Source organism: Aeromonas sp. ZOR0002 (assembly GCF_963866995.1).
GTDB classification, from domain to species: Bacteria; Pseudomonadota; Gammaproteobacteria; order Enterobacterales; family Aeromonadaceae; genus Aeromonas; species Aeromonas caviae.
Genome location: NZ_CAWMFQ010000095.1, coordinates 1 through 14,461 on the forward strand (window position 1 = coordinate 1; position 14,461 = coordinate 14,461).

11 protein-coding genes and 1 pseudogene are annotated in these 14,461 nt (G+C 59.6%); 5 read left to right on the top strand and 7 right to left on the bottom strand.

Translation table 11 applies throughout. The features are described 5' to 3' along the window. Positions 1–251 precede the first annotated feature (251 nt). Positions 252–3,119, top strand: coding sequence for an RNA polymerase-associated protein RapA (gene rapA, locus AACR77_RS05400; RefSeq protein WP_042880231.1), 2,868 nt, complete (start codon positions 252–254; stop codon positions 3,117–3,119). Positions 3,120–3,231: 112 nt separating this feature from the next. Continuing rightward, positions 3,232–3,888 carry a bifunctional tRNA pseudouridine(32) synthase/23S rRNA pseudouridine(746) synthase RluA gene (gene rluA, locus AACR77_RS05405; protein ID WP_042014863.1) on the top strand — a complete coding sequence of 219 codons (657 nt, stop codon included), beginning with the start codon at positions 3,232–3,234 and terminating at the stop codon, positions 3,886–3,888. Between the two features lie 64 nt (positions 3,889–3,952). On the opposite strand, the gene AACR77_RS05410 is transcribed toward rluA, so the two are convergent. From AACR77_RS05410 to AACR77_RS05430, 5 genes are all read right to left on the bottom strand, one after another. Then, entirely contained in the window at positions 3,953–4,141 is a 189-nt protein-coding gene (locus AACR77_RS05410; RefSeq protein ID WP_010673139.1) for a hypothetical protein, read from the bottom strand. Positions 4,142–4,199: 58 nt separating this feature from the next. Beyond that, complete coding sequence (locus tag AACR77_RS05415; RefSeq protein ID WP_029313817.1) at positions 4,200–6,131, bottom strand: putative bifunctional diguanylate cyclase/phosphodiesterase; 1,932 nt, start codon at positions 6,129–6,131, stop codon at positions 4,200–4,202. Positions 6,132–6,156: 25 nt separating this feature from the next. Then, positions 6,157–6,654, bottom strand: a complete 498-nt coding sequence (locus AACR77_RS05420) for a molybdopterin-binding oxidoreductase (protein WP_029313815.1) — start codon at positions 6,652–6,654, stop codon at positions 6,157–6,159. Positions 6,655–6,748: 94 nt separating this feature from the next. Next, complete coding sequence (gene groL / locus AACR77_RS05425) at positions 6,749–8,383, bottom strand: chaperonin GroEL (protein WP_042864436.1); 1,635 nt, start codon at positions 8,381–8,383, stop codon at positions 6,749–6,751. 43 nt (positions 8,384–8,426) lie between these two features. Then, positions 8,427–8,720, bottom strand: a complete 294-nt coding sequence (locus AACR77_RS05430) for a co-chaperone GroES (protein WP_005309514.1) — start codon at positions 8,718–8,720, stop codon at positions 8,427–8,429. Positions 8,721–8,962: 242 nt separating this feature from the next. Between AACR77_RS05430 and AACR77_RS05435 the strand changes: the two genes are divergently transcribed. Beyond that, positions 8,963–10,297, top strand: a complete 1,335-nt coding sequence (locus AACR77_RS05435) for an MATE family efflux transporter (RefSeq protein ID WP_231563152.1) — start codon at positions 8,963–8,965, stop codon at positions 10,295–10,297. A gap of 22 nt (positions 10,298–10,319) precedes the next feature. On the opposite strand, the gene AACR77_RS05440 is transcribed toward AACR77_RS05435, so the two are convergent. After that, on the bottom strand, positions 10,320–10,799 hold the full coding sequence (locus AACR77_RS05440) for an FxsA family protein (RefSeq protein WP_039040009.1): 480 nt from the start codon (positions 10,797–10,799) through the stop codon (positions 10,320–10,322). A gap of 449 nt (positions 10,800–11,248) precedes the next feature. On the opposite strand from AACR77_RS05440, the gene aspA reads away from it, so the two are divergent. Both aspA and AACR77_RS05450 read left to right on the top strand, forming a co-directional pair. Further along, entirely contained in the window at positions 11,249–12,691 is a 1,443-nt protein-coding gene (gene aspA / locus AACR77_RS05445) for an aspartate ammonia-lyase (protein ID WP_010673133.1), read from the top strand. 130 nt (positions 12,692–12,821) lie between these two features. Then, positions 12,822–14,141 carry an anaerobic C4-dicarboxylate transporter gene (locus tag AACR77_RS05450; RefSeq protein ID WP_010673132.1) on the top strand — a complete coding sequence of 440 codons (1,320 nt, stop codon included), beginning with the start codon at positions 12,822–12,824 and terminating at the stop codon, positions 14,139–14,141. Positions 14,142–14,259: 118 nt separating this feature from the next. Here AACR77_RS05450 and AACR77_RS05455 read toward each other — a convergent pair. Next, positions 14,260–14,461, bottom strand: a pseudogene (locus AACR77_RS05455) (glutamate--cysteine ligase); the annotation flags it as partial.

Here is a 14,461-nt window from a genome sequence, read left to right on the forward strand (position 1 = left end):
CAAGCAGATAATTGCAAAAAGATGGCTTTCATCGTTCAACCGATTACAAAGCGACCGCAGTGATGAATTAATGCACGAAAAGGATCTGCAGATTGGTATTCCGGATGCTGTATTGAGGCTGGCAGGTTGGCAGATCAAGCTTGTATCGATTTGGCTTTCCCCTGCTGCACAACCATGATGATCGGCTTTCCGCCTTCGGGTAACATAGCGCCCCTTTGCGATTCTCACACTCTTGGGCTTTGGAGAGTTTAATGCCTTTTGCACTTGGCCAGCGTTGGATTAGTGATACAGAGACGGATCTGGGTTTGGGGACTGTCGTTGCTGTTGAAGGACGCATGGTTACCCTGTTGTTTCCGGCTACCGGTGAAAACCGCATGTATGCCAAAGAAGAGGCACCGGTCACCCGGGTCAGCTTCAATGTGGGCGATCAGATAGCCAGCCACGAAGACTGGACCATGACGGTCGACGAAGTGCAGGAGAAAGATGGCCTGCTTATATATGTAGGTGTCCGCACCGACAATGGTGAGCCGGTTGCCCTCAAGGAAGTGTTTCTCAACAACTTCATCAAGTTCAACAAGCCGCAGGATCGCCTGTTCGCCGGCCAGATTGACCGGATGTCCCGCTTTACCCTGCGCTACGAAGCGCTGGTCAACCAGCACCAGCGTCGCCGCAACCCGACTCGCGGCCTGGCTGGCGGGAAAGTCAGTCTGATCCCGCACCAGCTCTACATCGCCCATGAAGTGGGTCACCGCTACGCCCCGCGCGTATTGCTGGCAGACGAGGTGGGTCTGGGCAAGACCATCGAAGCAGGCATGATCATTCACCAGCAGTTGCTCTCCGGCCGCGCCCATCGGGTGCTGATCCTGCTGCCCGAAACGCTCCAGCACCAGTGGCTGGTCGAGATGCTGCGCCGTTTCAACCTGCACTTCTCCCTGTTTGACGAGGAGCGCTGCATCGAGGCGTTCGCCGATGCGGAGAACCCTTTCGAGACCGAACAGCTGGCGATCTGCAGCCTCGACTTCCTGCGCAAGAAGCGTCGTCGCTTCGAACAAGTGCTGGAAGCCGAGTGGGATCTGCTGGTTGTCGACGAAGCGCACCATCTGGAATGGAGTGAGGAGGCACCGAGCCGCGCCTACGAAATGGTGGAAGCGCTGGCCGAACAAGTACCGGGTGTACTGCTGCTGACCGCGACCCCGGATCAGCTGGGCCACCAGAGCCACTTCGCCCGTCTACGCCTGCTCGACCCGGAGCGTTTCTACGACTACGAGGCCTTCCTCGCCGAGGAGCAGGCCTATGGTCAGGTCGCGAGCGCAGCCCAGGAACTGCTGGATGGCAAGACCCTGAGCGATGAAGCCAGGCAGATCCTCGCCAGCCAGCTGGATGGGCTGGATCTCACTGATGCGGCCGCCCGTCAGCAGGCAGTTGCCAAGCTGCTGGATCAGCATGGCACCGGCCGGGTGCTGTTCCGTAACAGCCGCGCCAATATTCAGGGCTTCCCGGAGCGCCACCTCAACGTCTACCCCATGCCGCTGCCGGAGCAGTACAAGACCGCCATCAAGGTGATGGGCATGATGGGTGGCAATGGCGGCGATCTGCAGACCCGTGCCCTGCGCTACCTCTATCCCGAGAAGATCTTCCAGCAGTTCGAAGGCGACAACGCTACCTGGACCCAGTTCGACCCGCGCGTCGAATGGTTGCTGGAACTGCTGCTCTCAGCCCGTCAGCAGAAGGTGCTGGTGATCTGCTCCGAAGCAGCCACCGCCATCGCGCTGGAGGAGGCGCTGCGCACCCGTGAAGGGATCCGTGGCGCCGTATTCCACGAAGGGATGTCGATCCTCGAGCGGGACAAGGCCTCCGCCTATTTCGCTCAAGCTGAGGGGGGCGCCCAGGTGCTGCTCTGCTCCGAGATCGGCTCAGAAGGTCGCAACTTCCAGTTTGCCAGCCATCTGGTGCTGTTCGATCTGCCACTCAACCCGGATCTGCTGGAACAGCGTATCGGCCGACTGGACCGTATCGGTCAGCAGAATACCGTCGAGATCCACGTCCCCTATCTGGAAGGGACTGCCCAGCGCGCCCTACAGCTCTGGTATCACGATGGTCTGGATGCATTCGAGCAGACCTGCCCGACCGCCCGGCCAGTGTTCGAAGCGGTACGTGACGAGCTGTTCGAGCTGCTGGCTGCCAACACCGGCGAGCAGGGCCCCCTCGACGCCCTGCTGGTCAAGACCCGCGAACTGCACGAGCCGCTCAAGGCCCGGCTGGAACAGGGTCGCGATCGCCTGCTGGAAATCCACTCCAGCGGTGGCACCACCGCCCAGCAGCTGGTCGAGAAGCTCGCCGCCGAAGATGACGACACCGGCATGATCTCCTTCGCCCTCAAGATGTTCGACGAGATCGGCGTCAACCAGGATGATCGTGGTGAAAATGCGCTGGTGCTGACTCCCGGGGATCACATGCTGGTGCCGAGCTTCCCGGGCCTGCCGCAAGACGGCATGACCATCACCTTCGATCGCAACACCGCTCTGTCGCGGGATGACATGGCGCTGCTCTCCTGGGATCACCCCATGATGCGCGGCGGTATCGACCTGATCCTGGGTTCCGAGATCGGTGCCACCTCGGTCGCTCTGCTCAAGAACAAGGCGCTGCCGGTCGGCTCCATCCTGCTTGAGCTGATCTTCGTTGCCGAGTCCGCGGCTCATCCCCAGCTCTACCGCTTCATGCCGCCGACGCCGATCCGTCTGCTGATGGACAAGAACGGCCAGAATCTGGGAGAGAAGGTGGCATTCGATGCCTTCAACCGCCAGCTGACACCGGTCAACCGCCACCTTGGCAGCAAGCTGGTCACCGCATCCCAGCCGGTGATCCACGGCCTGATTGGCAAGGGCGAGGTCATTGCCAACGAACTGAAAGCCGGGATTGTCGACAAAGCCCGCGCCCAGATGGCGCAGACCCTGCAGCAGGATCTGGACAGGCTGGAAGCGCTCAAGGCGGTCAACCCGAATGTGCGCGACAGCGAGCTGGAATATCTGCGCAATCTGCAGGCAGAATTGCACCACCTGATCGACCAGACCCAGCTCAAGCTGGATGCCATCCGCTTTATTGTGGTTACCCATAACTGATAAAACGGTGAAATGGCCAAACCCAACGCGAGTTGGCTGCCATGCACTTTTATCGTGGTAATCCATAACTAATGGGGGCTTGCCCCCGCTTTGACCAAAGATGCGAGACGCTATGTTTGTATACTCACCGCCCCTGGAACCCTGGCTCGATATCCTGTTCAAGGACAAGGACATCATGGTGGTCAACAAGCCCACTGGCCTGCTGAGCGTCCCCGGACGCGGCCCCGAGAATGAAGACAGCGTGCTCCATCGGGTCAAGCAGCAGCACCCCAAAGCGGCGGCTGCCCATCGCCTCGACATGGCGACCACCGGCGTGCTGGTGATCCCGCTCACCCCCAACTCCCACCGGGAGCTGAGCCGGCAATTCCGAGAGCGTGAGACCGAGAAGCACTACCTCGCCTGGGTGTGGGGTGAACCGGTGCTGGATGCGGGTGAAGTGGATCTGCCGCTCTGCGTCGACTGGCCCAACCGGCCGAAGCAGAAGGTGGATTTTGAGGAGGGGCGTCATGCCCTGACCCTGTGGCAGAAGCTGAAGGTGGAGAACGGCAACAGCCTGATCAAGCTGACCCCGATTACCGGTCGCTCCCATCAGTTGCGGGTACACATGCTGGAGCTGGGTCACCCCATCCTCGGCGACAACCTCTACGCCAACCCGGATGCGCTGACGGCTGCACCGCACCTTTATCTTCATGCGGCCAGCCTGACCATCAGCCACCCCCGCAGCGGCGAGCGGATGACCTTCGAGGCACCGGCCCCTTTCCCGGTCTGAGCCTGACAGGTAACAGCCCAATAAAAAGAAAGCCCCCATCGAGAGATGGGGGCTTTTTTATCGCTCAGACGCGGATATCGATCTTGCTTCCGAGGGAAGCGCTGGCCGATGTCGGCGCAGCCGGAGCGGATTGCGCTGCTGTTTCCAGCAGTTTCAGTGCGGATTCGCCTTCCTGGGTCTGCTGCTTTTTGGCCAGGCTGGCCACCATCAGTGCAGAACCGAACGACGCATTTGCAGAACTAGAAATATCCATTGTGTACCTCCTGCCAAGAGACTATCGGCCGGGCCCGGTGAGACATGAGCCATATCGTTCAACGCAGATATGCCTTGTCCGGCGAGCGCCGGGCCAACCAGCGCTCTTCCATCTCCAGCAATGTCTGATAGGCCTTTTCGGCATGCTCCGGGCGACTGAACAGATATCCCTGCCCATACAGATGTATGTCGGTCAATGAACGCAGCACATCGAGCTGCCCCTGGGTCTCGATCCCTTCACATACCAGTTTCTTGCCAAGCATGGAGCCCATACGGCAGATGTTGGCGACCAGTTCGGCCGCCTCGATGGAGGTGTCGATACCCTGAATGAAGGACCTGTCTATCTTCACCTTGCTCACCGGCAGCTTCTGCAGATAGCTGAGGGAGGAGTAGCCGGTGCCGAAGTCGTCAAGGGCCAGATGCACACCCTGCTGGCTGAGATCCTGCATCAACTGCAGCGAGTTCTTGACCTCGCGCATGGTGGTGTCTTCCGTCACCTCCAGCACCAGGCTGGACGCGGGAATATGGTGCTCCATCAGCGCTCTGGCCACCAACTTCAACAGGTTGCGCTGGTACATGCCCGGGGAGATGTTCACGCACATCTGCAAGTCCACCAAACCCAGGTGCTGCCACTGATGAAGTTGCTCACATGCGGTATTCAATACCCAGCCACCCAGTTTCTCAGCCAGCTGAAACTCTTCCGCCACCTGGATCACCTCGTTGGGGGGAATAAAGCCAAGCTCGGGATGGCGCCAGCGCAGCAGTGCCTCCACGGCTTCACAGCGTCCGCTCTCAAGATTGACGATGGGCTGGTAATAGAGCTCGAGCGCATTGTGCTCCAGCGCCATCACCATGTCGGACGCGAGATGCTTGCGCCTGGCCGTCTCGTTGAGCAGGGAACTGTCATAGATGACATAGGGAACATGGGTCTTGCGGCTGTGAGAGAGGGCCTGCTCCGCCCGGCTGAGTAACTCCTGGGTCTGGTTGCTGTCGGTCGGGAAGAAGGCGATACCGATACCGACCTCAAGCCGGAAAGGGTAGTTGTCGATGATGATGTCTTGCTTGATGGAGTGGAGTACTCTGGCCACGAGCTCCCTGACCTGGCGAAGATCGCTCCCCTCCCGTTGCAGCATCGCAAGCTGATCTCCCCCCAAACGCGCCACCCACTCCCCGTTTTCGCACAGGGCGCGCAGCCGCTTTGCCACCTCTTGCAGCAGAAGGTCCCCTGTGTTGTAGCCAAACTTGCTGTTGATATCGCGAAAGTCGTTGATGTCGACCAGCACCAGTCCGAAGGAGGTGTCACGGGTGACATAGGCATCCATCTTTTCCAGCAGCGCCAGCCGGTTGGCGAGCCCGGTGAGAGGATCGATCCTAGCGGTCCTGAAATGGCGCCTGGCTTCTCGCACCAGCAGGCCGCTGAGCAGAATGACGGACACCACCAGCCCCGACACCATGAACAGCAGGGCATTGCGCAACTGGCCAAAACGCGCGTCGTTGCCCGTATAGACGTTGATGTTGTTCTGCATGACGGAAGCAAGAGAGTAAGAGAGGGGTTCCTGCAAGGGCGCCAGTGTCATCATGACTTGCTGGTAATCCGGCGTCCCCGGTTTGAGCCTGACCAAATCAGGCTCCAGCTTGCGGATACTGCTTTCGGTCAGTTTCACCAGCCGCAGCGTCTTTGGATTGTCCGCGAGGCTTTTTCTCAATTGGCCGCTCAGGAGGATGGGGGTACGACTCCAGAGAATGTCATAGCGGAGCAGCAGGGCTTCCTGGTCTATGCCGCCATAGTGGTAAATCTCGACGGCATTGAGAAAGCGGCCCAGCTCGAGCTGCAACTGCATCAATGCCCAGGAGACGTCATAGGTGTACTTCTCCATCACCCGGGTCGCATTTTGTATCTGCACCAGGCAATAGAGGGTGCTACCCGTGAACAACAGAATGGATAGATAAAGAACGCCGAGTAAGGGCCATGCCCTGGTCTTCGCTTTCACCCAGTACTCCCGTAAACCACCGTTTTTACTGCTGAATGTCGATCGCACTCAGTTGCCAGATCATCATGTCGGTGAACTCGGAACGCCTGAGTTCGGGATGCTGATCCAGTGGCAGGATAAACCAGAGCGGCCCCTTGTCACGTACCCGCATGGTCATCCCGTCATCCTGCCAGGCCAGGATAGGATCGTATTGCTTGACCTTATCCCAGTTGATCCGGATCTGGAAACTGTTCAGGGCGGTGAGCGTGATGCTCTTGCCGTTAGCCTTCACCTCAGTCAGCACGTCCGCCAGTTTCGGCCCCACGTATTTGTGCGGTTTATCCACCCAGGGATTGCTCGTCACCACCTCATGCTGCGGCAGCGCCTGGATCATGGCCATATCGAACAGCACCTCTCCATCTGCCGGATCGGCAGGGTCCAGATTCCCCGTCACCTTGAGAATGACCGGCCCCTGTGGTGTCGCCTGCGCCATGCCCGGCAAGGCCAGGGAAAGGAGTAACGGGAGAAGCCCTAAGTATCGCATGTTCACCTCAGATCATTTCACTATCAACAACTTCAGCTTAGTAGCACTAAAAAAAACGGCCCGCAAAAGCGAGCCGTTTGATGACTTGACGGGATTACATCATACCCATACCGCCCATGCCACCCATATCAGGCATGGCAGGTGCATCTTTCTTCGGCAGCTCGGAGATCATGCACTCTGTGGTGATCATCAGGCCGGCGACGGACGAGGCGAACTGCAGGGCAGAACGAGTTACCTTGGTCGGATCCAGGATACCCATGGCCAGCATGTCGCCGTACTGTTCGGTGTAGGCGTTGTAACCGTAGTTGCCTTCACCGTTCTTCACGGCATTGGCGATGACGGAGGCTTCTTCGCCGGCGTTGATGACGATTTGACGCAGCGGGGCTTCCATGGCGCGCAGGGCAACCTTGATACCGACGTTCTGGTCTTCGTTGTCACCACGCAGGGAGGCCAGCTTGGCAGCAACGCGCACCAGCGCTACACCACCACCGGCAACCACGCCTTCTTCCACGGCTGCGCGAGTGGCGTGCAGGGCATCGTCAACACGGGCTTTCTTCTCTTTCATTTCAACTTCAGTGGCAGCACCCACCTTGATCACGGCAACACCGCCGGCCAGCTTGGCCACGCGCTCTTGCAGCTTCTCACGGTCGTAATCGGAAGAGGTCTCTTCGATCTGCTGACGGATCTGGGCCACGCGGCTTTCGATCAGGGCAGCATCACCCACGCCATCGATGATGGTGGTGTTCTCTTTGGTGATGACGATGCGCTTGGCACGGCCCAGATCTTCCAGGGTCGCTTTTTCCAGCTCCATGCCCACTTCTTCGGAGATCACGGTACCACCGGTCAGAATGGCGATATCCTGCAGCATGGCCTTGCGGCGATCACCGAAGCCCGGCGCCTTGACGGCGGCCACTTTCACGATGCCACGCATGGTGTTGACCACCAGGGTCGCCAGTGCTTCGCCTTCCACGTCTTCGGCCACGATGATCAGCGGTTTGCCCGCCTTGGCCACACCTTCCAGCACCGGCAGCATTTCGCGGATGTTGGAGACTTTCTTGTCCACCAGCAGGATGAAGGGGTCATCCAGTTCGACGGAGCCGGTTTCCGGCTTGTTCACGAAGTAAGGGGAGAGGTAGCCGCGGTCGAACTGCATACCTTCTACCACCGCCAGCTCGTCTTCCAAGCCCTGACCGTCTTCCACGGTGATGACGCCGTCACGGCCGACCTTGTCCATGGCTTCGGCAATCAGCTTGCCGACCTTCTCGTCGGAGTTGGCGGAGATGGTGCCTACCTGGGCGATGGCATTGTTGTCGGCACAGGGAGTGGACAGTGCTTGCAGCTCGGCAACGGCAGCCACAACGGCCTTGTCGATACCACGCTTCAGATCCATGGGATTCATGCCGGCGGCAACGGCCTTCAGGCCTTCGTTGACGATGGCTTGAGCCAGCACGGTGGCAGTGGTGGTACCGTCACCGGCGGCGTCATTGGCCTTGGAAGCGACTTCCTTGACCATCTGGGCACCCATATTCTGGAACTTGTCTTCCAGTTCGATTTCACGGGCAACGGAGACGCCATCCTTGGTGATGGTCGGGGCGCCGAAGGACTTGTCCAGCACCACGTTGCGGCCTTTCGGGCCCAGGGTCACCTTGACGGCATCGGCCAGGATGTTGACACCTTCCAGCATTTTGATGCGAGCTTCGTTGCCAAACTTAACTTCTTTAGCTGCCATGTTCTTCAATCCTTAAATCAATTCGGGAAAAGAGGGAGGGTGATTACTCTTCGACAATCGCCAGGATGTCGGTCTCGGACAGGATCAGTACGTCCTGGCCATCCAGCTTTTCGGTCTTCACGCCGTAGCCTTCGTTGAAGATCACCTTGTCACCCACCTTGACGGCCAGTGCTTTGACATCCCCATTGTCCAGAATTCGACCAGTCCCCACGGCAAGAACTTCACCACGGGTGGACTTCTGGGCCGCAGTGCCAGTCAAGACGATGCCGCCAGCGGATTTGGCTTCAGCTTCGATGCGCTTGATGATGACGCGGTCGTGCAGTGGACGAATTTTCATCGATAACTCTCCCAAAATGAGTCTCTGTGTTGCTTGAGGAATGGCCGCAATCGGCCAAATTTGTCATGCCCCTGATCTGGGGCAACAGGGCTAGCCCTTCAAGGGCAAATACAAAAAAAATATTTTCACGTACTATGAACACCTTCGATGGATCACCCATCCCCAATCAGGAAGGCGGATGGAGACGGCCAGCATTCAGGCCCAAAGCACCTAGAGACTCTGCCTTGAGCCGACCCAATCCCATGCTGACCGCTCCCATGACGCCCATGCTGCTGCGCATGACAGGCCCCATGATCCTGGGCATCATCGCCATCCTGGCCTTCAACCTGGTCGATACCTTCTTCATCGGCATGCTGGGTACCCAGGCGCTGGCCGCCATCAGTTTTACCTTCCCGGTCACCTTTGTCGTCACCTCCCTGACCATGGGGCTGGGAGCGGGCCTGTGCGCCCTGCTCGGTCATGCCCTGGGGCAGGGTCGCCATGACGAGGCAGCCCGCATCACCACAGACTGCCTGTTCCTTGCCGTCATCGTGGTGAGTCTGCTCGCCGGGCTGGGGGCATTGACCATTACCCCTCTGTTCACCCTGCTGGGGGCCAGCCCCGAGCTCATCTCCCTCATCCACGACTACATGCTCATCTGGTATCTGACCGTCCCCATGCTGGTCGTGCCCATGGTCGGCAATGCGGCTATCCGGACGACGGGGGATACCAAGACCCCCAGTCTGGTGATGGGGGTCGCCGGTCTGGTCAACGGCGTGCTGGATCCTCTGCTCATCTTCGGGCCGGGCCCCTTCCCCGAGTGGGGCATTCGGGGAGCCGCCATCGCCACTTCCCTCTCCTGGCTGATGGCCATGCTGGTCAGCCTCTATATATTGCGCCACCGCGAGGGCCTGCTGCGCTGGCGCCTCTCCCCGCGCCCGCAGTTGCTGGCCCACTGGCGCGCCCTGCTCCATGTGGCGGTGCCCGCATCGTTTACCAACATGCTCAACCCACTGGCCAACGCCGTGTTGATGATCATTTTCGCCGGGCTGGGAACCGAGGTGGTCGCCGCCTACGGCGCGGCATCCCGGGTCGAGGCCTTGCTGCTCATCGTGATGATGGCGCTCTCCTCCGTGCTGGCCCCCTTCATCTCGCAGAACTGCGGCGCCGGGAATCCGGCCCGAGCCAAGGCCGCCCTGCTGCTCTGCATGCGCTTTGCCCTGATATTCCAGCTTGGGGTCTACGCGCTGATCTGGCTTCTCGCCCCCTTCATCGCCGATCTGTTCAGCGATCATCCGCAAGTGGTGCGACTCATCGTGCTCTATCTGCATCTGGTCCCCATTGGCTACGGCTTTCAGGGCATGGTGATGCTGCTGGCATCGGCCCTCAACGGCGTCAGGGCATCGGCGGTGTCACTGCTGATAAACGGCATCAGACTGTTTGTCTTCTTGCTGCCGGGGGCCTGGCTGGGGGCAAAACTGGGGGGAGAACAGGGGATCTATCTGGGGATGCTGCTGGCGAACCTGGCCGCCGGATTGCTGGCATGGGGGTATGCCCGCCACAGATTCGAGCGGCTGTGCCATCAGGGGAGATCCTGACGGCACAGCCCGAGGCTCGCGATTACTCTTTGCGTTCGAACTCCCCTTCGATGGTGTTGCCACCGCCTCGCGGGGATTGTCCGGGCCTGTCATCGCCCGGGCCCGGCTCGAACGGCTGCTGGCGAGCCTGGAAGCCCCCCATCTGCATCCTGAACTGATTGCTGCCAATCAGCTTGTCGGCCAGCATGTTGCGCAGCCAGGGCTGCAGCAGCAGGATGCCGACAATATCGCTCACAAATCCCGGGATAATCAGCAGCAAGCCCGCCAGCGCCAGCATCATGCCCCCCATCACCTCGCGGCCGGGCATCTCCCCCAGCTGCATCTTCTGCTGGGCAGTGAGCAGGGTCTTGATCCCCTCGCTGCGCACCAGCGACGATCCCAGCACGGCAGTCAGCACCAGCAAGCCAACGGTCGGCAAGGCCCCGATCACGGAGCCCACCTTGATCATGACGGTGAGCTCCAGCAATACCAGCCCGACCAACAACAGTAACAACTTGCCCATAGCAACCTCGGAGCGATGAATGAATGGACCCGGGGTGTCCGGTCGGCAGCCGCACATCGCTGATGCTGGCGCGCCGGGTTCAGGTCTTCTGACATTAACATGGGGCTGGTTGATCATTTTTCAAGCCTCTCCTGCCGCAGGCCCCGGAATACGGATAAATATTTGTCCGCCCAACTGGGATTGAGGTGGTTGTTCTGTCAAAGTTAATCGCCCGATTGCAATATCTGTTTAATGACCACAAGAAATTTGAGGTTGCCTCAAATTTAGTGATCCAGGTCTAATACCGGATACCTCAATTGGGGTAACATCAACACCAGTCATTGCACAGGGAGCAACTGGCTCCCAACTGCCCCACCCGATGTGTGGTGCTTCAGGATGAAATGTGCGTAGGGAAATCGCGACCACTCGGTGAGGATCGTTTCCATTTATTTGATTTCTGAGGCATAACAATGAGCGACATCAAGAACGTCCGCATTGAAGAAGACCTGCTGGGCACCAAAGAAGTTTCCAACGACCTCTACTACGGCGTGCATACCCTGCGCGCTGTTGAAAACTTCAAGATCAGCACTCAGAAGATTTCTGACGTTCCCGAGTTTGTTCGTGGCATGGTCCTGACCAAGAAGGCGGCTGCACTGGCCAACGGTGAACTGGGCACCATCCGTCCCGAGATCGCAGACAAGATTGTCGAAGCCTGCGACCTGATGCTGAACACCGGCAAGTGCTTCGATCAGTTCCCGGTCGATGTCTATCAGGGCGGCGCCGGTACCTCCGTCAACATGAACACCAACGAAGTGCTGGCCAACATCGCCCTCGAGCTGATGGGACTTGAAAAGGGTCGCTACGACGTCATCAACCCCAACGATCACGTCAACAAGTGCCAGTCCACCAACGATGCCTACCCCACCGGTTTCCGCGTGGCCGTGGTCAACAGCACCGACACCACCCTGCACGCTCTGGAAGCCCTCATCGCCGCCTTCGATGTCAAGGCCAAGGAATTCAAACATATCCTGAAAATGGGCCGTACCCAGTTGCAGGACGCCGTGCCCATGACTCTGGGTCAGGAGTTCCACGCCTTCGCCGTCACCCTGCGTGAAGAGATCAAATCCATCAAGCGTTGCCAGGAGCTGCTGCTGGAAGTGAACCTGGGCGCCACCGCCATCGGTACCGGTCTGAACACTCCGCCCGAGTACTCCGGTCTTGCCATCAAGCGTCTGGCCGAGATCACCGGTCGTGCCTACGTGCCGGCAGAGGACCTCATCGAAGCGACCTCCGACTGCGGCGCCTATGTGATGCTGCACGGTGCGGTCAAGCGTCTGGCCATGAAGCTCTCCAAGATCTGTAATGACTTGCGTCTGCTCTCCTCCGGCCCGCGCACCGCGCTCAAAGAGATCAACCTGCCGGAAATGCAGGCTGGCTCCTCCATCATGCCGGCCAAGGTCAACCCGGTCATTCCGGAAGTGGTCAACCAGTCCTGCTTCAAGGTATTCGGCAACGACGTCACCATCACCTTCGCCGCCGAGGCCGGTCAGCTGCAGCTGAACGTCATGGAGCCGGTGATCGGTCAGGCCATGTTCGAATCCCTGAGCCTGATGGAAAAAGCCTGCATCTCCCTGCGCGAGAAGTGCGTGGAAGGCATCACCGCCAACCCGGACATCTGCATGAACCACGTGCTGAACTCCATCGGCATCGTGACCTACCTGAACCCCTTCATCGGTCACCATGAAGGCGACATCGTCGGCAAGATCTGTGCCCAGACCGGCAAGAACGTCCGCGAAGTCGTGCTGGAACGCGGCCTGCTGACCGCCGAACAGCTGGACGAGATCCTCTCCATCGAGAACCTGATGAACCCGCAATACAAAGCCAAGCGTTACACCCGCGAAGCCACCGTATAAGCGAGCAGATGGGCCGGGGTTATCCCGGCCCATTTAAAGTCAATTCCCGAGCGGTCTCTCCACAGCCCCATCGGGAATTGGCTTTTCAGCCTAATAAAACCTAAAAAAACTGGAAAATGGAGTGTTCGCTATGATTGGAATCGAGTTACTTGTCGTGCTCGCCGCTATCTATCTGGGGGCCCGGATAGGCAGCATCGGTATCGGCTTTGCCGGTGGTCTTGGGGTACTGGTACTGACCTGGGGGCTGGGCATGCCCATCCCGAGTGATCAGCTGGTGACCTATCTCCCGTGGGACGTGATCATGATCATCGCGTCCGTCATCTGCGCCATTGCCTGTATGCAGCTGGCTGGCGGGATGGATTATCTGGTGCACCTGGCCGAAAAAGCCCTGCGCAAGAATCCCAAGCACATCACCTTCGCCGCGCCGGTCGTCACCTACCTGATGACCATGCTGGCCGGTACCGGTCACACCGCCTTCTCCACCCTGCCGGTGATCGCCGAAGTGGCCAAGGAGCAGGGCATTCGCCCCTCCCGTCCGCTCTCCATCGCGGTCGTTGCCTCCCAGATTGCCATCACCGCCTCCCCCATCTCGGCGGCCGTGGTCGCCTTCTCCGGCATGCTGGAGCCGCTTGGCGTCGACTACTTGACCCTGCTGGCCATCTGCATCCCGTCCAGCTTCATCGCCTGTCTGCTGGGGGCCTTCATCGCCAACCTGCTGGGCAAGCCGCTGGATCAGGACGAAGTCTATCTGGAGCGCAAAGCCAAGGGACTCATCAAGCTGCGCGGTACCAGCCAGGTTGAGATCAAGCCTTATGCCAAGCTCTCCGTCGGCATCTTCGTCGCCTCCATCGTGGCCGTGATGGCCTATGCCACCGCCATCTCCGGCAATGTCGGCCTCATCAGCAATCCGCCGATCCCCCGCGATGGCGCCATCATGGGCATCATGCTCTCCGCCGCCACCCTGATGGTACTGTTCTGCAAACTGGACGCGGCCCAGATCACCAACATGCCGACCTTCAAGTCCGGTATGTCCGCCTGTATCTGCGTGCTGGGCGTAGCCTGGCTGGGCAACGTCTTCGTGAAGGGCAACATGGTGGAGATCCAGGCGTTCGCCGGCGATCTGCTGAGCCAATACAGCTGGCTGCTGGCCGTGGTGCTGTTCTTCTCCTCCATGCTGCTCTACTCGCAAGGTGCCACCACCAAGGCCCTGATGCCTGCCGCCCTGGCACTGGGTGTCAGCCCGCTGGCGGCCATCGCCTCCTTCGCCGCCGTGAGCGCCCTGTTCGTGCTGCCGACCTACCCGACCCTGCTGGCCGCGGTCGAGATGGACGACACCGGATCCACCCGCATCGGCAAGGCCGTGTTCAACCACCCCTTCTTCATCCCGGGTGTGGCCACCATCGCCATGGCTGTGGCGCTCGGCTTCTTCTTCGGTGGTCTCATCCTCTGACCGGTGAACCACCCCATGCAAAACGGCCCGAACGGGCCGTTTTTTTATGCCCTGCCACCGCCGGGCGCCCATGAAAAAGCCGCTCCCGGGAGCGGCTTTCGTCATCCTGGCGGCATCCTCAGACCGTGGTCTGGCGGGTACCGAAATAGTCAGCCAGGAAGTCGTCGAACGACAGACTGTCACTGCGTTCCCGCTCCCGCTGCTTGGCCAGGGAGTCCCGCGCCTCGCCGGCAAAGTAGGCCTCGTCCCAGTATTGCAGCTCGCCGGCCAGCATCTCTTCCCGGTAGCGGCTCGCCAGCGCATCGCCGAAGCAGCCGTTG